The organism is Streptomyces sp. NBC_00252 (assembly GCF_036187565.1).
In the GTDB taxonomy this organism is placed as follows: domain Bacteria; phylum Actinomycetota; class Actinomycetes; order Streptomycetales; family Streptomycetaceae; genus Streptomyces.
In genome coordinates, this window is the sequence record NZ_CP108087.1 from 3168768 (window position 1) to 3190125 (window position 21358).

Here is a 21358-nt window from a genome sequence, read left to right on the forward strand (position 1 = left end):
GATGAGCCAGGCGGCGCAGAACCTGAACTGGTTGATCACCAACTTCGTGGACAACACCCCGGGGGTGTCCCACACGGTGGTGGTCTCCGCCGACGGACTCCTTCTGGCGATGTCCGAAGGGTTCCCGCGCGACCGTGCCGACCAGTTGGCGGCCGTAGCGTCGGGTCTTACCTCGCTGACCGCCGGTGCCTCGCGCATCTTCGAGGGTGGCAGCGTGAATCAGACGGTTGTGGAGATGGAGCGGGGATTCCTGTTCATCATGTCCGTATCCGATGGTTCTTCGCTCGCGGTTCTCGCGCACCCGGAGGCGGACATCGGCCTCATTGGGTACGAGATGGCCCTTCTGGTGGACCGCGCCGGCACTGTCCTGACCCCGGACCTTCGAGCGGAGCTCCAGGGGAGCCTTCTCAACTAACAGACGGACGGTGCGTTTTGGCGTCCCGAGGCCATAAGGTTTCGGGACGCGGCTCCACATTGATGGGTGCCCGGCACAGTCGGAGGAGGAGAAAGTGGCAACACCCCCAGGCGGTTCGTCTTCGGGCAACTGGTCGTACGGTCCCGGTCAGGGACAGGGCGACGGTTCCCAGAACCGGTACAACTTCCCCTCCTCCCCTTCCCCGCGCCGCCAGCCGTACCCGCAGGGCCCCGGTCCTTCGCCGTACGACCAGCCGCCGGCGCCGCGGATCCAGCCGGTGCAGCCTCATCGACGCGCCCCCGAGTCGGCACCCGCGGGGTCGACGAGCAATCCCCTGGTGCGCCCGTACGCCATGACCGGCGGCCGGACGCGCCCTCGCTACCAGCTCGCCATCGAGGCACTGGTGCACACCACCGCGCAGCCGCACCAGATGCAGGGCCAGTTGCCCGAGCATCAGCGGATCTGCAACCTCTGCCGGGAGATCAAGTCGGTGGCCGAGATCTCGGCCCTCCTGACGATCCCTCTCGGTGTGGCCAGGATCCTCGTCGCCGACTTGGCGGAGGCGGGCCTGGTCGCCATTCATCAGCCCGGCGGCGACGAGAACGCCGGCGGCCAGCCAGACGTGACACTGCTCGAAAGGGTGCTCAGTGGACTTCGCAAGCTCTAGCGGCGGTCCTTCCCGCTCCACCACCTCGGCGAAGATCGTGGTGGCGGGTGGCTTCGGCGTGGGCAAGACCACGTTCGTCGGGGCCGTCTCGGAGATCAACCCGCTGCGTACCGAGGCCGTGATGACGTCCGCGTCGGCGGGCATCGACGACCTCACCCACACCGGAGACAAGACGACCACGACGGTCGCCATGGACTTCGGACGCATCACCCTGGACCAGGACCTGATCCTGTACCTGTTCGGCACTCCCGGCCAGGACCGTTTCTGGTTCATGTGGGACGACCTGGTGCGCGGTGCGATCGGCGCGATCGTGCTCGTGGACACCCGTCGTCTCGCCGACTGCTTCCCCGCGGTCGACTACTTCGAGAACTCGGGTCTGCCCTTCGTCATCGCCCTCAACGGCTTCGACGGCCAGCAGCCGTACAACCCGGACGAGGTCCGCGAGGCCCTGCAGATCGGCCCGGACACCCCGATCATCACCACGGACGCCCGCCATCGCGCGGACGCGAAGTCGGCTCTGATCACCCTGGTCGAACACGCACTGATGGCACGCCTGCGGTAGCGAACGGACGGCTACTGGACTGCCTGAAGCGATAGTCGGCCGTCTGCTTGAAGGGTCCCTCCGGTTTTCGGGAGGGGCCCTTTGTCGTGCCCTGGTTGTCCTCGACGCGAACGGCCCCGCCCTCCCGAAGGAGGGCGGGGCCGTCGTGGACGCGCTGGATCGCTCAGTGCCAGCTGTGCGGAGCCCGGAATCCGCCCTCGCGCTCCAGTCGGCGCCAGCCGGCCTTGGGGAGGGGGCGGTGGGCCGGGGCCTCGGCAGGGGCGGCCGCGGCGCGGGCCAGGAGGATGGCCGTGATGGCGGCGACTTCCTCGGGCTCGGCGTGGCCCTTCTCGACACGAATGTCAGGGGTGCTCATAGGTCTCAGTCTCCGTGAGAGAGGTTTCCGCGGAAGGACCGCGAAGGATCCGCTGGGTTACTGCGGGGGGTTGCCGTGCTTGCGCGAGGGAAGGTCCGCGTGCTTGGTGTGCAGCATCGCGAGCGACCTGATGAGTACTTCGCGGGTCTCGGCGGGGTCGATGACGTCGTCGACGAGTCCGCGCTCAGCCGCGTAGTACGGGTGCATCAGCTCGGACTTGTACTCCTTGACCATGCGCGTCCGCATCGCCTCGGGGTCCTCGGCGTCGGCGATCTGGCGGCGGAAGATGACGTTGGCGGCACCTTCGGCGCCCATCACGGCGATCTCGTTGGTGGGCCAGGCGTAGGTGAGGTCGGCGCCGATGGACTGGCTGTCCATGACGATGTAGGCACCTCCGTACGCCTTGCGCAGGATGAGCGAAATCCTCGGCACGGTGGCGTTGCAGTACGCGTAGAGCAGCTTCGCTCCGTGCCGGATGATTCCGCCGTGTTCCTGGTCGACGCCGGGAAGGAATCCCGGAACGTCCAGGAACGTAACGATCGGAATGTTAAAAGCGTCACACATCTGGACAAAGCGCGCAGCTTTTTCGCTGGCCTCGATGTCCAGGACGCCCGCGAGGCTCTGCGGCTGGTTGGCGACGATGCCGACGACCTGGCCGTCGAGGCGGGCCAGCGCGCAGATGATGTTGCGGGCCCAGCGCTCGTGGACCTCGAGGTAGTCGCCGTCGTCGACGATCTCCTCGATGACCTTGGTCATGTCGTACGGCCGGTTGCCGTCGGCCGGGACCAGGTCGAGCAGGATGTCCGAGCGGCGGTCGGCCTCGTCGCTCGACTCGGCGCGCGGCGGGTTCTCCCGGTTGTTCTGCGGGAGCATCGACAGGAGGTAGCGCACCTCGGCGAGGCAGGTCTCCTCGTCGTCGTACGCGAAGTGACAGACGCCGGAGGTCTCCGCGTGGACGTCGGCGCCGCCGAGGCCGTTCTGCGTGATCTCCTCGCCGGTGACCGCCTTGACGACGTCCGGGCCGGTGATGAACATCTGCGAGGTCTCGCGGACCATGAAGACGAAGTCGGTGAGGGCGGGGCTGTAGGCCGCGCCGCCCGCGCACGGGCCGAGCATCACGCTGATCTGCGGGATGACGCCGGAGGCCTTGGTGTTGCGCTGGAAGATGCCGCCGTAGCCCGCGAGGGCGGAGACGCCCTCCTGGATACGGGCGCCGGCGCCGTCGTTCAGGGAGACCAGGGGCGCACCGGCCGCGATGGCCATGTCCATGATCTTGTGGATCTTCGTGGCGTGGGCCTCGCCCAGGGCGCCGCCGAAGATGCGGAAGTCGTGCGCGTAGACGAAGACCGTGCGGCCCTCGACCGTGCCCCAGCCGGTGATGACACCGTCGGTGTACGGCTTCTTGGCCTCCAGGCCGAAGCCCACGGCGCGGTGCCGGCGCAGCTGCTCGACCTCGCGGAAGGACCCGGGGTCGAGGAGCAGGTCGATGCGCTCCCGGCCGGTCAGCTTCCCCTTGGCGTGCTGCGCCTCGGTCGCCTTCTCGCTCGGGCCGGCCAGTGCCCGCGCACGGATCTCGTGCAGCTCGGCCACTCGCCCTCGCGCGTCCGTCGGCTCGCCCGGCGCCTCATCCAAAACGGTCATGTACTGACCCTACGAAGGACACCAAGGAAAGGGCGCCGTCGACTCTGCACAGTCTCCGGCCCGTTTTCCTGGTACCCCTGAACAGAACCTCACCGGCATGCAGCCGTTCCGACTGCTCACGGGGCATGCTGGTTGTAGGGGTTACACAAAGCCGACAGCTGAGAGCCACCTCACATTCATGCGGGCGGATGCCATCTCCGGAGTGATTCTCGCGTTGCCGGGAGTGCCGGGAGAGCGTACTCGTAGAAGTGGCCCGTAGTAGTTGGCTCAACACCCTGCGGATGATGTTGAAAATTGAATGGAATAGGTCTACGGTCCTTCTTGTTCGCTTCGTTGAACGTTCAACAGATTCGATCCCGCACGCTTCCCGTCCCCTTTAGGAGCACGTCATGGGCATCTTCGGCCGCAAGAGCGACGACACCGACACCACCTCGGCACCCGCCGCGACCAACCCCGACCTGGCCGCGCTGACCGGCGACTACACGATCGACCCGGCGCACACCACGCTCGGCTTCACCGCCCGCCACGCGATGGTCACGAACGTCAAGGGCAAGTTCCTCGACTTCACCGGCACGCTGCACCTGGACGGTTCCGACCCGACCAAGTCCACCGCGTCGCTCGACGTCAAGATGGACAGCATCGACACCGGCTCGCCGGACCGCGACGGTCACCTCAAGAGCGCGGACTTCTTCAAGACGGACGAGTTCCCGTCGATGACCTTCCGCTCCACCTCCGCCGAGTCCCTCGGTGGCGACGACTACCGCGTCACCGGTGACCTGGAGATCCTCGGCACCACCAAGCCGATCACCATCGACCTGGAGTTCAACGGCGCGGCCAAGGACCCGTTCGGCAACGAGCGCGTCGGCTTCGAGGGCAAGGCCGAGATCCTGCGCTCCGAGTTCGGCCTCACGTGGAACGCGACGCTGGAGACCGGTGGCGTCCTCGTCTCCGAGAAGATCAAGCTGAACTTCGACATCTCGGCGATCAAGAACGCCTGAGGCCCAGCCACACCGCCAGATCCTCGATCTCGGCGTCCACGGCATCGGCGATGCTCCTGCTGAACTCCACGTCCTGATGGACGGCGTTCACCAGGAGCACGCCGGCCTTGCGGTCCGCGGTGGCGTCGAGCTTCCCGACGAGCCGGTCGCCGTAGAGGATCGGCAGTGCGAAGTACCCCCAGCGGCGCTTCTCGGCCGGCTTGTACATCTCCAACTGGTAGTCGTAGCCGAAGAGTTCGGTGGTGCGCTGCCGGTCGTGGATCAGCCGGTCGAAGGGCGACAGCAGTGCGGCCCGCCCGCTGAACGGCCGGTCCAGGTACGCCGGATCGACCCGCCACTCCCCCTTCACCCCTTCTACGACGGCGGGTTCACCGACGTCGCCCACGACAGCGGGTTCGACCGGGAGCGCGGTGCCGGTGGCCCGGGCGATGCCGAGGGCGCGCAGCCGCCGTTCGTTCCGCCGTCGGCGCGCTTCGTCGACGGGCACGGCGGGTTCGTCCGGGTAGACGCGTGCGGCCAAGTCCCACAGCCGCTCCCGCCCGGCCCGCCCCGCGACGGCGACCTCCCCGCGCAGCACCATCAGCTCCAGCAACTGGCTGACGTTGCGGTTGTGGGTCCACCCCGACGACTTCCACGGCACCGCGCACGTGTCGGGCAACTCCCGTGAGGTGAGCGGCCCTTGACCCCCGAGCCGCTCCAGGATGTCCCGCCTGCACGCGTCGTTCGCGGCGACCCACTCGCGGTAGTGCTTCGACTCCCTCTCCCATACGGCCATGTCGGCGCGGTACAGCGCCAGGTCCTCGCTCGGGCGGATCATCGCGCGCAGTTCGAGAAGGGTCCGGTCCGCGAGCGCGGCGGTGAGATCCTCCCGCGCGTACGCCGAGCCGAGCCGACTCCACGCGACGAGGTCGGCGTTCGGTGCGATCGCAGCGGTGGGGTCGATCTGGAGAAGGGTCAACCGGCGTACGACGGCGTGCAGTTCGGTGGGCCGGTCGGCATCCAGGAGCTGGGCCTGGACGGCGATTCTGCGGGCCTGGGGGCGGGTGAGCTCATGCACGGGGGCTCCACTGGGCGCTTGCGGGGAGGAGGTGTGTGTGCCGTTGCCACCAGCCGGGGGGTTCCGCCCTCGCCCCGGGCGATGCGCCCATGCGGAGTGCCAGTTCCTCGGCGGTGATGCCGTGGGCGAAGTGGACGTCCAGCATCCATCCGGAGCTTGTCGTTTCGTCCACCAGCCACTGAATGCCGTCCCCCACGTGCCGTCCCTTTCCGCCGCGAACAGACGCCCTGCCTGTGTCTGTTGACCTTAGGACGCACCACTGACAATCCGGGCACTATGAGGTACGGCAGTGGGTGGTGCTGCGTAGGGACGGACGGCGGGCGGGGCCAGTGGGCGGCGGGGATCACATCGACATGCGGGGCAGTACGTTCTACGGCCCCGTCACCGGCAAGTCCGAGTCACCGGACGCGGCGCCCGCCCCCACCGCCCTCTCCGCGTTGCCTGCCGCGCCGGCCGTCTTCACCGGCCGTGAGGACGAGGTGGCCGAACTGTTGGGTGCCCTGGATCCGGGGGTCGGTGGTGGCTCCGGGTCCGTCGTCGTCTCGGCTGTCTCGGGGCTCGGCGGCGTCGGAAAGACCGCGCTGGCGTTGTCTGTCGCGCATGCGGCGCGGGGGCGGGGCTGGTTCTCCGGGGGTGCGCTCTTCGTCGATCTGCGGGGGTACGACGACGTTCCGATGACGGCGGATCAGGCGGTGCCGGCGGTGCTGCGGATGCTGGGGGTGGAGGACGCGGATCTGCCGCCGACGCCGGATGAGCAGTACGCGCGGTACCGGGGCGAGTTGGGTTCCCGTGAGTCTGTGCTGATCCTTCTGGACAACGCCTCCGACCCGGCGCAGATCGTTCCGCTGCTGCCCGGGGAAGGGCGCGGACATCGGGTTCTGATCACCTCCCGGGAGGTCCAGGACTCCCTTCCGGTACGGCAGTTCAGGGTCGCCGGGCTCACGCCCGGTGCCTCGCGGGACCTTGTCGACCGGCAGCTTCGGCAGTACGACCCCGGTGACCTCCGGGTCGCGGAGGAGCCGGAAGCCGTACGCCGACTCGCCCAGCTGTGCGGCCACCTGCCGCTCGCCCTGCTGATCGTCTCGGCGTTGCTACGACGGCGTCGGCAGCGGCCGGTCTCCACGCTGGTGGATGAGCTGCGGGCGGCCGAGGATCGCGTACGGGCCCTGCGCGCCAAGGGAGTCGACCAGTACGGCAAGGAACTGAGCATGCGGCCCGTGCTCGACGTGATGTACGCCAGGCTGGAGCCTGAACTCGCCCGGGTCTTCCGGCTGTTGGGGCAGGTGCCGGGGAACAGCATCGCGTTCCGGATGGCGTTGACCGCGACCTCGCTGAAAGCCGGGTGCCTGGAACCACTCCTCGACGAGCTGGCCGCCGTCTCGCTCCTCACCGCGCTCCCAGGCGGTCAGCGCTGGGTGATGCACGACCTCGTACGGGCCTATGCCCAACTCGTCGCCGTCGAGGATCCCGCGGTGCACAAGGAAGTGGCCGAGGGACGGAGGAAGTTGCTGATGGCCTACTTCCACCTTGTCGTGTCCGCCGCCGCCCACCTCCTGGGGACTCCGGAAGAGGCACCCGTCAATTACTTCAGCTCACGCGAGTTCGCCCTGCTATGGCTCGACTCCGAGCGGACGGGACTGCTGGAGATCGCCCACTGGACCGACGGCGAGGACGAGGGCCGACCCCCCTCGCTGATGATCGTCCTGCACATGGGCAGTTACCTCATCCTTCGACGCGCCTTCGACGACTGGGCCACCGTGACGAAGGCCGCGTACGAGGCCGCCCGCCGAATCCGCCATCCCTGGGCCGAGGCCAGGACGTCCGGTGATCACGGCGGAGCCCTGTTCCATCTGGGGCGGTTCCAGGAGGCCGAGATCGCCCACCGCCGAGCCCTGCGGTTGTCCGAGGACTCCGACGACGCCGAGGGACAGATTCTGGCGTGGGACCACCTCGGACTCACCCTGCTGGCACTCAAGCGGTATGACGACGCGATCGACGCCCACACCCGTGGCGCACGGATCGCCGCCGGGATCGGCATGGTCCGGCAGGCATCCCAGGTGCGCACGAATCTCGGCGCTGTACTGAGTGCGGTGGGCCGCACGGAGGAAGCACAGGAGGTCTTCGAAGAAGCCCTGGCCGTCCACGTGGCCGTCGGCAACAAGGAGAGCGAGAAGCAGGCCCGTGCCGGCCTCGGCATGACCCTTCGCAAGCTGGGCCGCCTCGATGAAGCCGTGACCGCCTACGTCCGTGTTCTGGGGCTGTGCGCGGAATCCGGCGACTGGCACCACCGGGCCACCGTCTGGAACAGCCTGGGGCGGACCTGGAACGAGTCGGGGGCGCATGACCAGGCGCTCGCAGCCCACGTCCGGGCATTGAACTGGTTCGTCTTTCTCGGCGACCCCGTGGGAGAGGCCCGGGCCCGGGACGGCATGAGCACCGCACTTCTCGGACTCGACACCGTCCAAGGCGGAGTCACGCGTCCCGCAGTCTGAGTGCCGTGCCGCCGAGCGCCAACAACCCCACCGCGTAAGCCGCCAGTACCCCCAGGCCCGGCCACGGAGCGATCGTCAGTCGCTCCAGGTTTTTTGTCGCCTGGATGGACAGGGCCGCCGGCATGGGGGTCCAGCGTTGCAGGCGGTGTTGCCAGGTCGGGGAGTTGACCAGGCGGGACAGGATCGGGATGACGTAGAGGACGCCCAGGCCGAGGGTGATCGCGCCGCCCGTGTCGCGGAGCAGTGTCGCCAGGGACAGGCCCAGGAGTGTCACCAGGACGAGGATCAGGGTCGAGCCCGCCGCCGCCCGGAGCGTCGCACCGTCCGTGGGGCTCGGGAGGATCAGGTGGGACAGGACCAGGGCGGACAGGACCGCCGAGGCCCCGGCCACCGCCGTCAGGAGCGACAGGGTGGCCGCCTTGGACGTCAGGACCCGCCACCGTCCCGGCATCGCCGTGAGCGTCGTGCGGATCGTGCCCGTGCTGTACTCCGCGCCCATCGAGAGCACACCCAGCACCAGACACAGCGACTGGCTCAACTGGACGCCGGTGAGGCTCAGTTTGACCGTGTCCTCGTGGCAGGCCGCCGGTGACGGGCACACCTGGGTCGTCAGGGACGAGGCCGCCGCCGCGCCGACCGCCGCCGTCAGGGCGACCGTCGCCGCCAGGAGCCACCATGTGCTGGGCAGCGTACGGAGTTTGGTCCACTCGGCGTGGAGAGAGCCCAGCCACCTCACGCGTCCCGCCTCCTGACCGTCCAGGCCGCCAGCAGCAGGGCCGCCACCGCGTAGGCCGCGAGCACCGCCAGGCCGTGGTACGGGGTCAGGGGGTAACAGCCGCCCTCGGGAAGGCAGTTGTGGTGGACCTGCGGGTAGTACGTGACCCCCTGCTGGATCGCGAAGGCCGCCGCCGGTGTCACCCTCAGCAGCCACTGCGCCGCCGGAAGCGGGAGGGCGACCGAGAGGATCTGCGGGAGCAGCACCAGGACCACCACCGTCGCGATCGTGCCGGCGCTGGAGCGCAGCACCACGCCGACGGCGAGGGCCAGGACCGCGACCAGTGACAGGAGGACCGCGCTGCCCACCACCGCCCTGAGGGCCGGGTTCTCCAGGAGGGAGAGGTCGGGGAACTCGGGGGGCTTGAAGCCGTTGGAGCGCAGTGTCCTCTGCGCCACGGTGAAGCCGATCGCCGTTGCCGGCAGGCCTGTCGCGAAGGTGACGGCGCCGATCACCGTCGTCTTCGCCGCGAGCACCTTCAGCCGGGACGGCGTCGCCGTGAACGTCGTACGGATCAGGCCGCGTTTGTATTCGCTCGTCACGAAGAGCGTGCCCAGGGTGGCCATGAAGAGGAGGCCCACGAACACTCCCTGGAAGCTCATCTGGACCATGTCGGGGTTGTTCTCGTCCGGGGCGATGTCTCCCTGCCCGGTGAGGGTGTAGACGCCGGCCGCGGTCACCGTCGACGCGCCCGGCCGTGTGCTTCCCGGCGGGGCCTGAGAGGTGGGCGCCCCTATGTCCGTGGACGTCCAACCGCCCGTGTCCGACGTGCCGGTGAGGCCGAGGTGGTCGAAGGTGCCGGTGGCCTGACCGCTGCCCGCCACCGAACTCGTACCGCCGAAGGACCGGTGCACGACCTCACGGTTGGGAGCCGCCAGGAACGCCCCCACCTGGACCGTCCTCCCCAGCCCCCCGACGCTCACCTCTCCGAGCCGGGTCCACTTCGCGCCGTCCACCGACGCGTAACCGGTGAGTTTCTCCCCCAGCCTTGTCAACCGGAGCCATTGCGGGGCTTTCGTCGGATCACTGCTCGGGCCCGCCGTGTCGTGAGTGAAGTTCCACTGCATACGCACCCCGTGCGCGGGCGTCGCCAGCACCGCCGCGTACAGCGACCCCTGCTTCAGGCTCGACTTGACGATGACCCCGGCCTTGGTCCAGGGCTCCAGCCCGTTCCCGGAGGCGCCCTTCATCCCGGTGACCCGGACCGTGACCGTGCCGTCGCCGGTCAATGGCCGGTGGACGAACCGGAAAGCGTCGTTGACGACCTCGCCCCCGGGCCCGAGCACCACCGGCGGTCCACCGCCGACAGTGGACCCGGTCGCCCCGAGCTGACAGACGACGACCACGACCACGGCGGTGATGGCCAGCACCGCCACCCAGATCCTGACCGTCCAGAACTTCGCCCACTCCGCCCGCAGCAGCCGCCCGAACCCGGCCCGCGCGGGATGCAGACCCGAGCGGTACGGAGGAACCGTCCTCGTCGGTGTCGTCGTCATCACCGGGTCACCTCGTCCGCTTCCTCGGCGGGCGTGGCCGTGAACTCGGCCGCGTCCCGGGTGAGTTCCATGTAGGCCTCCTCCAACGACGCCCGGTGGGCGCCCACTTCGGTGAAGGGGACCCGGGCCCCGGAGAGCAGCTCCACCACCCGTTCGGCGGGGAGACCGGTGACGGTGAGGACGTCGCGATCGACGACAGCGACCGTCCCGCCTTCCCGGGCGAGCAGTTCCATGGCCTCCGTACGGCTGCCGGTGCGCAGCCGCACCCGGTCACCGGAGGCCGCCGCGAGGAGATCGGCCACGGCCGTGTCGGCGATGAGCCGCCCCCGGCCGATGACCACCAAATGGTCGGCGGTGTCCTCGAGTTCACTCATCAGATGGCTGGAGACGAGGATCGCCCGGCCTTCGGCGGCGAGATGCCGGAGCAGGCCCCGGATCCACTGAATGCCTTCGGGATCAAGGCCGTTGACCGGCTCGTCGAGCAGAAGCACCGGTGGGTCGCCGAGCAACGCGACGGCTATCCCGACCCGTTGGCGCATACCGAGGGAGTAACCGCTCGCCCTCCGCCGGGACGCCTCCTCCATCCCGACCTGTTCGAGCACCTCGTCCACCCGCCGCATCGACAGCCCGTGGGAGTGTGCGAGCCAGCGGAGGTGGTCGCGCCCCCGCCGGCTGGGGTGCAGGGCGGCGGCGTCCAGCAGGGCGCCAACCTCCAACAGCGGCGTACGCAGGGCGTGATAGGGGCGGCCGCCGATCAACGCCTGTCCCCCGTCGGGGGCGTCCAGCCCCAGCACGGCCCGCATGGTGGTGGACTTCCCCGCCCCGTTGGGGCCGACGAACCCGGTCACCGTGCCGGGCTCGACCGTGAACGACAGCCCGTCGACCGCGAGCGTCCGCCCGAACCGCTTGCGCAGTTCCCGGACTTCGATGGTTGCGTCGGTTGTTTGACTCATGCTGAGGGAGGCTAGGCGGGTCGGCCACCGCCCGTCGTCACGCGACGGGGGTCCCTCACGAAGGGGACGCCGAGCGGAACGGCGATCGGCACAATGACCGGATGGGCGTGGAGGGGGCGTCGAGTGTGGAGGGTTCGGCAGCGCCGGAAAGCGCGGGCGGGGCGAGGGAACACGGTCCGGTGACAGCTGGTGTCCCGGGCCGGGAACGGGATGTGCGCCGACTGGTCGATGCCGGCCGCACGGGGCTCGCCGCCGCCTCGCGGCGCGCGGAGCTCGCCGCTCCCGTCACTCTTGCCGTCCTGGCACAGGCCGAAGTCCTCCTGCGCAGCACCGACTTGGCCGGTGACTTCGCCGCCTTGCTGCTGCTCGGCCTCGCCTCCACGCTGCCCCTCGCCCTCGTTCTCGGCACGGGACGGCTCGCCCGCAGCGGCGCCGCCCTGGCGCTCAGCCTCGCCTGCGTGCTCTCCCTCGTGCCCTTCGGCGGCCTCACCGTCGCCGGGGTCGTGGCCCAACTCGTCTGCGTGTACGTCCTGGGCCGCGCCGGAGCCACCCGCCTCGGCGGGCTGCTGGTCCTCCCCTACGTCGTGATCGCCCTCGGCAGTCACGAGCAACTGACCAGGATCGTCGCCGTCCTGGTGGCCACCCTCGCCTCCGCCGCCGCGGCCACCGGCATCGCCCACCACGTCCGCAGCACCGCACAAGCCCACAGTGCGACCGAACAGGCCTTCGCTGACACCCTCCTCGAACACGCCGCACGGGGTGAACGGGCGCGTATCGCACGGGAGTTGCACGACGTCGTCGCGCACCACATCTCGATGATCGCCGTCCAGGCCGAGACCGCCCGGCTCACCACCCCCGGACTCCCCGCCGACGGAGCCACCCGGCTGCTCGCCATCGGCGACACCGCGCGCACCGCACTGACCGAGATGCGGCGCCTGTTGGGGGTGCTGCGGGAGGACGCCGACACCGGAGTCCAACGCCGACCGCAGCCCGGCCTCGGCCAACTCCTCGACCTCATCGACGCGTCACGCGACGCGGCCGGCTCCAGCACCCGCCTCATCGTCAGCGGCCCCATCACCCCCTTGGACCCCGGGATCGAGGTCACCGCGTACCGGATCGTCCAGGAGGCCCTCACCAACGCCCGCCGACACGCGCCGGGCGCGGCGGTGGACGTGGAACTCCATTACGGAGAAGCGGACTTGGCGCTGCGCGTGCGCGACAACGGGCCGGGGTCCACCGCCGCCCCCTCCGGTCACGGGCTGCTCGGGATGCTTGAGCGGGCCGCGACGGTCGGCGGGACCCTGCGCACCGGGCCCGCTCCCGGCGGCGGTTTCCTGGTCGAGGCACGCCTGCCCGTCACATCGGAGGAAGCGGTGGCGCTGCCGTGAGCATCCGGATCGTCGTCGCCGACGACCACGAGATCGTCCGGTTCGGCTACGCCGGACTCCTCGCCACCCAGGCCGACTTCACCGTCGTAGGCACCGCGCGCGACGGCGCGGAGGCGGTGCGCGTGTGCGGGGAGGAGTCGCCGGACGTGGTGCTGATGGACGTACGGATGCCGGTCATGGACGGCATCGAGGCCACCGCGCGGCTCCAGAACTGCCCCGTCGTGCCGAGGGTGTTGGTGCTGACCACCTTCGACCTCGACGAGCATGTCTACGACGCGCTCGCCGCCGGTGCGAGCGGGTTCCTGCTGAAGGACGTGACGGCGGAACGGCTCTTCGAGGCGGTCCGGGTCGTGGCCGCGGGTGAGGCGCTGCTCGCGCCCGGGATCACGCGGCGGCTGATCGCCGAGTTCGCTCGGCTGCGCCCGAAGGCGCCCACGCAGGGGAAGTTGGACGTGCTCACCCCGCGCGAGACCGACGTGCTGCGGCTGCTCGCGGAGGGGCTGTCCAACCCGGAACTCGCCGCGCGGCTGCACGTCGGGGAGGAGACCGTGAAGACGCACGTCAGCCGCATCCTGTCCAAGCTGGGGCTGCGGGACCGTACGCAGGCCGTGGTGATGGCCTACGAGACGGGACTCGTGGTGCCGAGGACCGGCTGACGGCGGCGGGCGCGCGGCACCGGCAGCAGCCACCACGCCGACGCCACCGACAGCACCGCGCCGACCGCGATCCCTTCGAGGCGGATGGGCAGCAGGCTCAGGGCGTCCTGGCCGAAGTAGCCGAGGAGGAGGGAGAGCGCGCAGGTCATACCGGCCGCCCAGTAGGCGTAGTTGAGGGGGCGCAGCCACAGCGCCACGGTCAGGACGGTGAACATGAGCGCCACAGCGGTGTGTCCGGTGACCCCGGCCGCCGCGACACCCGCGGCGAGGAGGGTGCCCACGGTGGCTCCGGCGAGGCGTTCAAGTCCCTTGCGCAGGACGTCCGTTCGGCCGCGGTTGCCGCTCGCGGCGACGTAGGCGGTGAGGACCACCCAGGGCCAGTGGTCGTCGAAGAGGAGATTCCCGAGGACGAAGGCGGCGGCGATACCGGCCGCCATCTGCAGCGCCATGCGGGTGCTGGGGCGGGGGTGGAGGCGGGAGCGGCGCCGGGGTTGTTCGAGGGCGGCCTGCGTACGCCAGTCCTGCGGCCCGTACCGGTCCCCCAGCCCCTGCACGAGCCAGACCACGGCGCACGCGAGCGCCCCGATGAGCGCGGCCCAGGCCCAAGTGACCAGTCCGCTCTGCGCCTTGGCCGGCAGTGCGGGGCCGGGGACGACGAGGAGGGTGACCAGCGGGAGGGCGATGAGGGTGCCGGCCTTGGTGGCGGCGGGGCCGTAGCGGCGGATCCAGATCGCCAGCGCCATGCCCGCCGTGTAGACGGTGGCACCGAGCGCGTAGTGCGAGCCGATCAGGCGGCCGACGAAGATCGAGGCGCCGGCTGTGGCGGGCAGCAGCGCGAGGGCGGTGAGGCGGCGGCGGGTGTCCGCGGTGCGCTGGCTCGAGGACAGGGTGAGGGTCAGTGCGACCGCGAGGACGAGTACGTCGGTGTGGAGGCCGGCGGTGCCCTCCAGCCAGAGGGCTGCGCCCCAGCTGAGCAGGACGGCGGTCATCGTCAGGGCCGCTTCGTACGCGTTGCGTATTAGTTTGGCGGTCACTGTTCCGAGAATAGCGGGACGTTTGGCGCCTGGGTAGTAAGTGTCTGCGTACGATATCCGGTATGGATCATCTCTCGGAAGCGGCGCGGATCCGGCGTGGGGTCGTGCGGTTGAATCGGCGGTTGCGGCAGGAGCGGGGTAACGAGGCCGGGCTCACCCCCAACCAGTTGATCGTGCTGGGGCATCTGCATCGGCATCACTCCGCGACGCCGGGGGAGATCGCTGTGGCTGAGCGGCAGCGGCCGCAGTCTTTGACCCGGGTCTTCGGTGAGCTGGAGGCGGAGGGGTTGATCTCGCGTGCGCCGGACCCGGTCGACCGACGCCAGTCCGTTCTCACGCTGACGGCCAAGGGGCACCGGGCGTTGGACCAGGACATGGGTGAGCGGGATGTGTGGCTGGCGGAGGCGTTGGGGTCGTTGAGTGCGACGGAGCGGGGGGTGTTGGAGTTGGCGGGGGTGTTGATGGAGCGGCTTGCAGGTAGTTGAGTGGGTGCGGGGCGGTGGGGGCTGGTCGCGCAGTTCCCCGCGCCCCTAAGGGGGTTGACCTGGCCGGAGCTGGGACGTCCCGCCAACAGCCGTGGCCCTGAGGGAGGTGCTCCGGCCAGCGCTGGGACGTCCCGCCGACAGTCGTGGCCCTGAGGGAGGTGCCCCGGCCAGGGCTGGTACGCCTGCCGTAGCAAATACCTGTGGTGTCGCTCTTTTAGAAGCCGCCGCCGAAGTCTCCGCCGCCGCCGTCGCCGCCTCCGCCGAAGTCTCCTCCGCCGCCGTCTCCGAAGCCGCCGCTGAAGTCGTTGGGGTCGAAGTTCGCGCCGGAGACGTCGCCGCCGTCGAAGCCGCCGGTGCCGAAGTCGCCGTAGCCGGTGCCGTAGTCGGAGGCGTAGGACGGGGTGGACATCATGCTGCCGAGGACGGTGCCGACGAGGAGGCCGGGGAGGAGGCCGCCGCCGAAGTAGCCGCCTGCCCAGGGGCCGTAGGCGGGGCCGGCGTCCCAGTACGGGCGGCGGCCGTGGTCGGTGTCGACCTCGCGGATCATCGGGTCCTGGCCGTCGGCGAGGCGGGCCTGGTCGGCCGCGCAGACCGGGACCTCGCGGGGGGCGCCGCCGGGCGGGGTCCAGGTGGCGTCGGCGACCGAGGGGCCGTGGCGCGGGTCGAAGAAGCAGGGGGCGCGGCGCTCGGGCAGCGGGCGGCCCTCGCGGCGCGCGGCGAGCTGGGCCAGGGAGAAGCGGCCGTCCTCCAGGGCCTGGGTGACCGACCGGACGTCCTCCGGTTTCGTGGCCGCCGCCATGTACGACTTGGCCTGTTCGTAGGCGTCGAGGGCGCGTTCGTAGTCCGCGCGCATCGCGTCGTCGGCGCCCGGTTCTGCGGGGTGGAACTCGAGGCGGTCCAGTTCCTCGCCGAAGGCCGTGATGTCCTCGTCCACGACCACCCGCAGCTTGTCGAGCGCCGCGCGCTGTTCCTCCTCGCGGCGGCGACGGCCGCGGCGCACGAGGGTGTACGCCCCCGCGCCGCCGGCCACCAGCACCCCGCCCGCGACGATCAACGCCGTACCGGAGACTCCCCCGCCGTCGCCGGACGAGCCGCCCCAGGACGCGGGCGCCGAGCCGCCCATGCCGGCGAGCGCGCGGTCGGTGAAGTCGGCGAGCTGCGTCTTCGCGTCCTCGCCCTGCACGCTGCTGACCAGGTTCCGCACGGCCGCGTTCGACAGGACGGAGGAGTCGGCGCGGGCGTCGAAACGGTCGCCGAGGCGGATCGCGTAGAGGCCGGTGATGCCGGTGGCGGTGCGGAGGTTCGTGAAGAGGTTCGCCGTCGGATAGCCGGCGGGCAGGACCGTGATGAACACCGGCTTGTCCGCCTTCTTGATCCGCTGCGCGAGCGCGTCGGCGGACGACAGCCCGGAAGCCGCCGGGTCGACGTAGACGGGACCCTTGCGCAGGGCCTGCCCGATCGTCGAGACGCCGGTGGCCGCGGCGGCCGGGGACGCCATGGTCAGCGCGGCCAGCAGCACGGCCAGCAGCAGCCCCGGGAGGCTTCGGGTCAGAGTCACAGCCTTCATGATTCGACGCTACCCGACACCGGCCCCCCGGGCCGGATCGGTTACGTGACGGGAAAGTCGAAATAGGTGTCCGGATACGGTTCGGATTTCAGTGCGTAATGCCACCACTCGTTGTCATATGCGCTGAAACCGCAGGAATCCATGAGGGAGCGCAGATGGTGCCGGTTTTCCGTCTCCGTATCCGTGATTCCTTGTGCTCCGTGGTGCGAGACGGAATCCATCAGGTCATGAATGCCCCCCATGGGAGCGAGTTCACCGGTGTCCCGGCGATACAGCGTCAGATCGACCGCGCTGCCCCGGCTGTGGCCCGACCTGGCGGCCACATATCCCCTCTCGAACATTCCGGCCCTGTCGATGTTCGGATAGTGCCGGGCCTTGGTCCGGCCGTCCTCGGGCTGTCGTGACCAGCGCAGAAAGCAGTCCACGGCACGCTGGGGGCGGTACCCGTCCCAGAGGAGCAGGCCGAAGCCCAGGGTCTCGGCCTTCTGCTGCGCCTCTTCCAGCGCCGCGCACAGTGCCTTCGTGCCGACGACGCGATTGGCCAGGTATCCGTCGACCGGTCTGCCGGTGAAGTTGTCCCAGGTGGCGTATTTGGCGTCCCAGCGTATTCCGGGAACGTGCTCGTCGACGTGGACGAAGTCGTCGTTCATCGGCTTTCCCCGGCAGCGGTCAGCGCGGCTGACACCAGTCGGTCGATCACCTCGGCCGGTGGAAGTCCGGCGGCTTCCATCATTCTCGGGTAACGGCTGTACGAGGTCATTCCGGGCAGGGTGTTGACCTCGTTGAGGACCACTTCCCCGTCCTCGGTGAGGAACATGTCCACCCGTGCGAGTCCCCTGCACCCCAGGGCGCGGTACACGGCCTTCGCCGTCTCCTGGACGCGGGTGCGCGACTCGGCCGGGATGTCGGCGGGGACGACCGCCGTCGCGTTCTCGGAACCGGTCTCGGGCCTGTCCTCCTGGTGGATCCTGAAGAACCCGTGGGAGAGCGCGATGTGGTCCAACTCGCCCACGAACAGGTCCGGTTCGTCGCCCAGGACGGCGCAGCCGATCTCGCGGCCGACGACCGCCTCCTCGATCAGCACCTTCGTGTCGTACTGCCGTGCGCTGTCCAGCGCGTTCGGCAGCTCTTCTTTCCGGGACACCTTGCCGACCCCGAACGACGAACCCGAACGGGCCGGCTTCACGAAGACGGGATAGGTGAGACGGTCGGGGTCGATGTCGTCCTCCTTGCCGGTGACGGTCCGGAAATTCGGGGTGGCGACTCCCGCGCTCCGGGCGACGACGTAGGCGAGGGACTTGTCCATGCAGAGGGCGGAACTCGGGATGCCGCAGCCGACGTAGGGAATGCCGGAGAGTTCCAACAGGCCCTGTATCGCGCCGTCTTCACCGAGGGTGCCGTGCAGGACGGGCAGTACGACGTCCACGCCGATCGTCTCGTACCGCCCCTGCTCCAGGACGAGCAGCCCGCGGACGCCCCGGTCCGGTGACAGCACGGCCGGGCGGCAGTCGCCGTTCTCCCAGTTCGGGCCGGGACCGTCGCAGAGCTTCCACGCACCGCTCTTCGTGATTCCGACGTAGAGGGGCTCGTACTTCTCCGTGTCGAGGTTCCGCGCGATCTCCTGCGCGGACTTGACGGAGACGGGGTGTTCCTCGGAACAGCCACCGAACAGAACCGCGATCTTCGACCTAGCCATGCTGATCCCCGATTTCGAATGCCAGACAGTTGGTGAGGGAGTTCTCGACCGTGTCCCTCAGGGCGTGGTCCGTGTAATAGGCGGTGTGCGGACTGATGAGCACATTCGGGAGCTCGTGCAGCCGCAGCAACGTCTTGTTGTCGATGGGTCTGTCTCTGCGGTCCTCGTAGAAGATCCCTTCCTCTCCCTCGACGACGTCCAGTGCCGCACCGCCCAGCCGGCCGCTCTCCAGGGCCGTGACGAGGGCCTCGGTGTCGAGCAGCGGGCCGCGTCCGGTGTTGATGACGAACGCCCCGTGTCTCATCCGCTCGATACGCCGGCGGTCGAGGAGATGGTGCGTGTCGGGGGTGAGCGGCGCGTGGAGCGTCACGATGTCGCTCAGGCGCAGCAACTCGTCCAGATCGAGGGTGAGCCGACTGTCGTGGGCCAGTGTTCGGCAGCCGAAACCCCGTAGCCGGTGCACGACCGCCGTGCCGATACGGCCGGTTCCGACGACTCCGACGGTCAGGTCGCGCAGTTCCTTTCCGCGCACCTCGTGCAGCCTGTAGTCGTGTACGTCCGTGCGGCGGACCGTGGACCGTGCGTTCCGGATCGCCATCAGCATCAGCATCACCGTGTAGTCGGCCACGCTGTCGGGCGAGTAGGCGGTGTTCCCGACGGACAGGCCCACCCGGTTCGCGTAGTCCACGTCGATGTGGTCGCGGCGGATGCTCCGCGTGGAGATGTACGCCACGCCGGCTCGACCGAGCGCGCGCAGAACGGAGTTCGTGATCGGGGTTCGGTGGCTGACGCTGACGCACCTGTTTCCGGCGGCCAGTTGGGTGTTCGCCTCGTTCACCGGTGCCCGGGTGATGGTCGGGACGACACCGAAGCGGGGTGCCAACTCCCGGAACAGAGCGTCCTCGTCGGGCCCGCAGCCGTAGATCGTGATGCCTGTGCTCATCGGCCCCGCCGGCTCATGTAGAGGTCGAACGCCCGGTAGATCAGCGGCCGCAACGGCAGGTCCCACTCCCCCGCGTACCGCACGGCCTGGCCCCCGGTACCGACCTTGAACCGGACCAGCCCGACATGCGGGTCGTCCGCGTCGAGGGTGGGGGTGATGCCGCGCAGGTCGTAGACATCGCAGCCGGCGGCCAGCGCGTCGCGGATCATCGCCCACTGGCAGGCGTTGGAGCCGCGCACCTCGCGCTTCTCGGTGGAGGAGGCGCCGTAGGCGTACCAGGCGTGCGCGCCGACCCGGACCAGGATCGTGGCGGCGACCAGGTCGCCCTCGTGGTGGGCGAGATAGAGGGTGATCCGGTCGGGGTCCTCGGCGCGCAGTGCCGCGAACATGGTCTCGAAGTAGCGCAGCGGGCGGGGCGTGAAGCGGTCGCGGTGCGCGGTGTGGACGTAGAGGTCGTGGAACGCCTTCAGGTCGGGACCGAGCGAGTCGGCGGTCCCGGCCGCGCCCCCGACCCTGACCTCGACCCCTGCCTTGTGCGCCTTCTTGATGTTGCGGCGCCAGAGCTGGTTCATGCCCGTGAGGAGGTCGTCCTCCGGCCGGCCGGCCAGCGGGATCTCGTACTTGAACTGCGGATGCCCGACGCCGAAGCCGTCCTCGGGGTGCTGCGGCAGCCAGCCCGCGTCCCGGAGACGGCCGGTCACGCGGGTGCCGACCGGATCGGCCCACGCGGCGGGCAGGTCGGTGAGCCGCCTGACGCCCGGGTCGGCGAGGCCCTCCTTCACCTGGGCCGCGCTCCAGAGGTCCGTGCACACCGGCGGCCCGAGCCGGATCGCGAACGCGCCGTGTGCCTTGAGATACGCCGCCAACGGGTCGAGCCACCTGTCGATGTCCCCGGTCCAGTCGATGACCGGGCCCTCGGGCAGATACGCCAGCGTGCAGCGGTCCAGCTTCGGCACCGGGCGGTGCAACACGAGCCCGGTGCCGACCAGTTGACGGCCGTCGTACCAACCGAGGGACTCGCTGCGCCACTCGGTCTTGACGCTTCCCCACGCCGGGGTCTGCAGGAAGCTCACCGACCGCTGGGCGCGTACGAACGCCAAGTGCGCGGCGGAGCTGATCGGTTCGACGGACAGCCGACGCATGCCCGCGGCAACGGCCCCTGAGGGGTGCATGGTTCGGCTCACCAGCCGATCCGGGCGGCCACCGGCAGATGATCGCTGCCGGTCTCGGGCAGCACCCACGAACTCCGGGCCCGCACCCCCCGCACCAGGATCTGGTCGATCCGCGCGATCGGGAAGGACGCGGGCCAGGTGAAGCCGAAGCCGTTCCCGGCCGTCTTCTGCGCCGAGGTCAGCCGGGAGGTCAGGCCGTGGAAGGCGCGGTCGTCCGTGGTGCCGTTCAGGTCGCCGAGCAGGACCACCCGCTTGTTCGGCTCGGCGGCCACCGCCTTGGCCAGCGCGCGGGCGCCGAAGTCGCGGGAGTCCGTCCAGAAGCCGCGCCGGGGCATCACCCGCACGGAGCCCAGGTGCACGACGTACACCGCGAGCGGCCCGTGAGGCGTGGCCACCGTCGTGCGCAGCGCCCGCACCCCGTCGGCCGCCTCCGCCGCCGACTGGGCCGGCTTGGTCCTCGCCAGCGGTCCGACATCTCCGCGTACGACGTTCACCGGCCGCGTGTCCGACAGCGGCAGCTTGCTCCACAGCCCGACCGTGCCCCGCACCGCGTGGTACGGGTACGCCTTGGCGAGCCCCTTCCCGTACGTGCCCCGGGCCTGGTCGGTCAGCTCCTCCAGGGCGATCAACTCCGCTCCGGAAGCGGCCAGTTCACGGGCGGTGCCGGTCGGGTCGGGGTTGCCGGCGTCGACGTTGTGGCTGACCACGGTGAGGTCGCCGCCGGGGTGGGACCTGTCGGTGAGCAGCCCGCCGAAGAGGCTCAGCCACACCGTGACCGGCAGCACCAGCGCGACCACGGCGGAGGCGGACCGGCGCCACAGCGCTCCGGCCAGCAGCACCGGCACGAACGCGCCGCACCACGGCAGGAGGTTCTCCACCAGGCTGCCGATGCCCCCGACGCTCGGAAGCTCGGCGTGCAGCGCCATGAGCAGCCCGAGCAGCAGGGCGAGCGCCGCGAGGACCGGACCGCGTTTCCAGGATTCGCGAGGAATCCGGAGACCCGTTG

21 protein-coding genes are annotated in these 21358 nt (G+C 70.0%); 8 read left to right on the forward strand and 13 right to left on the reverse strand.

Annotated features, from left to right (window positions below):
• Position 1 precedes the first annotated feature (1 nt).
• From OHT77_RS13455 to OHT77_RS13465, 3 genes are all read left to right on the forward strand, one after another.
• Entirely contained in the window at positions 2–415 is a 414-nt protein-coding gene (locus tag OHT77_RS13455) for a roadblock/LC7 domain-containing protein (RefSeq protein ID WP_005479603.1), read from the forward strand.
• A 94-nt stretch (positions 416–509) separates the two neighbouring features.
• On the forward strand, positions 510–1082 hold the full coding sequence (locus tag OHT77_RS13460; protein ID WP_328828569.1) for a DUF742 domain-containing protein: 573 nt from the start codon (positions 510–512) through the stop codon (positions 1080–1082).
• Positions 1063–1644 carry a GTP-binding protein gene (locus tag OHT77_RS13465; RefSeq protein WP_009314218.1) on the forward strand — a complete coding sequence of 194 codons (582 nt, stop codon included), beginning with the start codon at positions 1063–1065 and terminating at the stop codon, positions 1642–1644. The genes OHT77_RS13460 and OHT77_RS13465 overlap by 20 nt, the downstream gene beginning before the upstream one ends.
• A 163-nt stretch (positions 1645–1807) precedes the next feature.
• Here the strand turns inward: OHT77_RS13465 and OHT77_RS13470 are convergent, their stop codons facing one another.
• Positions 1808–1999: an acyl-CoA carboxylase subunit epsilon gene (locus OHT77_RS13470; RefSeq protein WP_078652542.1), complete on the reverse strand. Its 192-nt coding sequence runs from the start codon at positions 1997–1999 to the stop codon at positions 1808–1810.
• Positions 2000–2056: 57 nt separating this feature from the next.
• Entirely contained in the window at positions 2057–3640 is a 1584-nt protein-coding gene (locus OHT77_RS13475) for an acyl-CoA carboxylase subunit beta (protein WP_266772901.1), read from the reverse strand.
• A 389-nt stretch (positions 3641–4029) separates the two neighbouring features.
• On the opposite strand from OHT77_RS13475, the gene OHT77_RS13480 reads away from it, so the two are divergent.
• Entirely contained in the window at positions 4030–4638 is a 609-nt protein-coding gene (locus OHT77_RS13480) for a YceI family protein (RefSeq protein WP_328828570.1), read from the forward strand.
• Here the strand turns inward: OHT77_RS13480 and OHT77_RS13485 are convergent.
• Positions 4625–5695 (reverse strand): DNA glycosylase AlkZ-like family protein, encoded by a 1071-nt coding sequence (locus tag OHT77_RS13485; protein ID WP_328828571.1) that lies wholly within the window; start codon positions 5693–5695, stop codon positions 4625–4627. The two genes, OHT77_RS13480 and OHT77_RS13485, sit on opposite strands and share 14 nt — an antisense overlap.
• Before the next feature lie 353 nt (positions 5696–6048).
• On the opposite strand from OHT77_RS13485, the gene OHT77_RS13490 reads away from it, so the two are divergent.
• On the forward strand, positions 6049–8187 hold the full coding sequence (locus tag OHT77_RS13490; RefSeq protein ID WP_328828573.1) for a tetratricopeptide repeat protein: 2139 nt from the start codon (positions 6049–6051) through the stop codon (positions 8185–8187).
• Here the strand turns inward: OHT77_RS13490 and OHT77_RS13495 are convergent.
• From OHT77_RS13495 to OHT77_RS13505, 3 genes are read right to left on the reverse strand one after another with little or no spacing between them, the layout of a single operon-like run.
• Positions 8168–8923 (reverse strand): ABC transporter permease subunit, encoded by a 756-nt coding sequence (locus OHT77_RS13495; RefSeq protein ID WP_328828574.1) that lies wholly within the window; start codon positions 8921–8923, stop codon positions 8168–8170. The genes OHT77_RS13490 and OHT77_RS13495 overlap by 20 nt on opposite strands.
• Positions 8920–10458, reverse strand: a complete 1539-nt coding sequence (locus OHT77_RS13500) for a hypothetical protein (RefSeq protein WP_328828576.1) — start codon at positions 10456–10458, stop codon at positions 8920–8922. The genes OHT77_RS13495 and OHT77_RS13500 overlap by 4 nt, the downstream gene beginning before the upstream one ends.
• Positions 10458–11411 carry an ABC transporter ATP-binding protein gene (locus OHT77_RS13505; RefSeq protein WP_328828578.1) on the reverse strand — a complete coding sequence of 318 codons (954 nt, stop codon included), beginning with the start codon at positions 11409–11411 and terminating at the stop codon, positions 10458–10460. The genes OHT77_RS13500 and OHT77_RS13505 overlap by 1 nt, the downstream gene beginning before the upstream one ends.
• A 221-nt stretch (positions 11412–11632) precedes the next feature.
• Here OHT77_RS13505 and OHT77_RS13510 point away from each other — a divergent pair, with 221 nt between their 5' ends.
• Together OHT77_RS13510 and OHT77_RS13515 are read left to right on the forward strand one after the other, a co-directional pair.
• Positions 11633–12799: a sensor histidine kinase gene (locus OHT77_RS13510; protein WP_328834231.1), complete on the forward strand. Its 1167-nt coding sequence runs from the start codon at positions 11633–11635 to the stop codon at positions 12797–12799.
• A complete protein-coding gene (locus OHT77_RS13515; protein ID WP_328828579.1) occupies positions 12796–13455 on the forward strand; it encodes a response regulator transcription factor in 660 nt (219 codons plus the stop codon). Before OHT77_RS13510 ends, OHT77_RS13515 begins: the two co-directional genes overlap by 4 nt.
• Here OHT77_RS13515 and OHT77_RS13520 read toward each other — a convergent pair.
• Positions 13419–14489 (reverse strand): FUSC family protein, encoded by a 1071-nt coding sequence (locus OHT77_RS13520; RefSeq protein WP_328828581.1) that lies wholly within the window; start codon positions 14487–14489, stop codon positions 13419–13421. The genes OHT77_RS13515 and OHT77_RS13520 overlap by 37 nt on opposite strands.
• A gap of 62 nt (positions 14490–14551) precedes the next feature.
• On the opposite strand from OHT77_RS13520, the gene OHT77_RS13525 reads away from it, so the two are divergent.
• On the forward strand, positions 14552–14974 hold the full coding sequence (locus tag OHT77_RS13525) for a MarR family winged helix-turn-helix transcriptional regulator (RefSeq protein ID WP_328828582.1): 423 nt from the start codon (positions 14552–14554) through the stop codon (positions 14972–14974).
• Positions 14975–15188: 214 nt separating this feature from the next.
• On the opposite strand, the gene OHT77_RS13530 is transcribed toward OHT77_RS13525, so the two are convergent.
• Genes OHT77_RS13530 through OHT77_RS13555 form a run of 6 tightly spaced genes read right to left on the reverse strand, consistent with a single transcriptional unit; the run spans position 15189 to position 21344 of the window.
• Positions 15189–16541: a hypothetical protein gene (locus OHT77_RS13530; RefSeq protein WP_328828585.1), complete on the reverse strand. Its 1353-nt coding sequence runs from the start codon at positions 16539–16541 to the stop codon at positions 15189–15191.
• 41 nt (positions 16542–16582) lie between these two features.
• A complete protein-coding gene (gene vanX, locus OHT77_RS13535) occupies positions 16583–17191 on the reverse strand; it encodes a D-Ala-D-Ala dipeptidase VanX (protein WP_328828586.1) in 609 nt (202 codons plus the stop codon).
• Positions 17188–18237, reverse strand: coding sequence for a D-alanine--(R)-lactate ligase (vanA, locus tag OHT77_RS13540; RefSeq protein ID WP_328828587.1), 1050 nt, complete (start codon positions 18235–18237; stop codon positions 17188–17190). The genes vanX and vanA overlap by 4 nt, the downstream gene beginning before the upstream one ends.
• Positions 18230–19180 carry a D-isomer specific 2-hydroxyacid dehydrogenase family protein gene (locus OHT77_RS13545; RefSeq protein WP_328828589.1) on the reverse strand — a complete coding sequence of 317 codons (951 nt, stop codon included), beginning with the start codon at positions 19178–19180 and terminating at the stop codon, positions 18230–18232. The genes vanA and OHT77_RS13545 overlap by 8 nt, the downstream gene beginning before the upstream one ends.
• On the reverse strand, positions 19177–20322 hold the full coding sequence (locus OHT77_RS13550; protein ID WP_328828591.1) for a lipid II:glycine glycyltransferase FemX: 1146 nt from the start codon (positions 20320–20322) through the stop codon (positions 19177–19179). Before OHT77_RS13550 ends, OHT77_RS13545 begins: the two co-directional genes overlap by 4 nt.
• Before the next feature lie 38 nt (positions 20323–20360).
• Positions 20361–21344: an endonuclease/exonuclease/phosphatase family protein gene (locus tag OHT77_RS13555; RefSeq protein ID WP_443048207.1), complete on the reverse strand. Its 984-nt coding sequence runs from the start codon at positions 21342–21344 to the stop codon at positions 20361–20363.
• Positions 21345–21358: the final 14 nt, after the last annotated feature.

Bases quoted from the DNA above. Each gene is read 5' to 3' on its own strand.
- OHT77_RS13500 (WP_328828576.1), bottom strand. From the start codon at position 10,458: ATGACGACGACACCGACGAGGACGGTTCCTCCGTACCGCTCGGGTCTG.
- OHT77_RS13470 (WP_078652542.1), bottom strand. From the start codon at position 1,999: ATGAGCACCCCTGACATTCGTGTCGAGAAGGGCCACGCCGAGCCCGAG.
- OHT77_RS13530 (WP_328828585.1), bottom strand. From the start codon at position 16,541: ATGAAGGCTGTGACTCTGACCCGAAGCCTCCCGGGGCTGCTGCTGGCC.
- OHT77_RS13545 (WP_328828589.1), bottom strand. From the start codon at position 19,180: ATGAGCACAGGCATCACGATCTACGGCTGCGGGCCCGACGAGGACGCT.
- OHT77_RS13455 (WP_005479603.1), top strand. From the start codon at position 2: ATGAGCCAGGCGGCGCAGAACCTGAACTGGTTGATCACCAACTTCGTG.
- OHT77_RS13480 (WP_328828570.1), top strand. From the start codon at position 4,030: ATGGGCATCTTCGGCCGCAAGAGCGACGACACCGACACCACCTCGGCA.
- OHT77_RS13525 (WP_328828582.1), top strand. From the start codon at position 14,552: ATGGATCATCTCTCGGAAGCGGCGCGGATCCGGCGTGGGGTCGTGCGG.
- OHT77_RS13475 (WP_266772901.1), bottom strand. From the start codon at position 3,640: ATGACCGTTTTGGATGAGGCGCCGGGCGAGCCGACGGACGCGCGAGGG.
- vanX (WP_328828586.1), bottom strand. From the start codon at position 17,191: ATGAACGACGACTTCGTCCACGTCGACGAGCACGTTCCCGGAATACGC.
- OHT77_RS13550 (WP_328828591.1), bottom strand. From the start codon at position 20,322: ATGCGTCGGCTGTCCGTCGAACCGATCAGCTCCGCCGCGCACTTGGCG.
- OHT77_RS13490 (WP_328828573.1), top strand. From the start codon at position 6,049: ATGCGGGGCAGTACGTTCTACGGCCCCGTCACCGGCAAGTCCGAGTCA.
- vanA (WP_328828587.1), bottom strand. From the start codon at position 18,237: ATGGCTAGGTCGAAGATCGCGGTTCTGTTCGGTGGCTGTTCCGAGGAA.
- OHT77_RS13505 (WP_328828578.1), bottom strand. From the start codon at position 11,411: ATGAGTCAAACAACCGACGCAACCATCGAAGTCCGGGAACTGCGCAAG.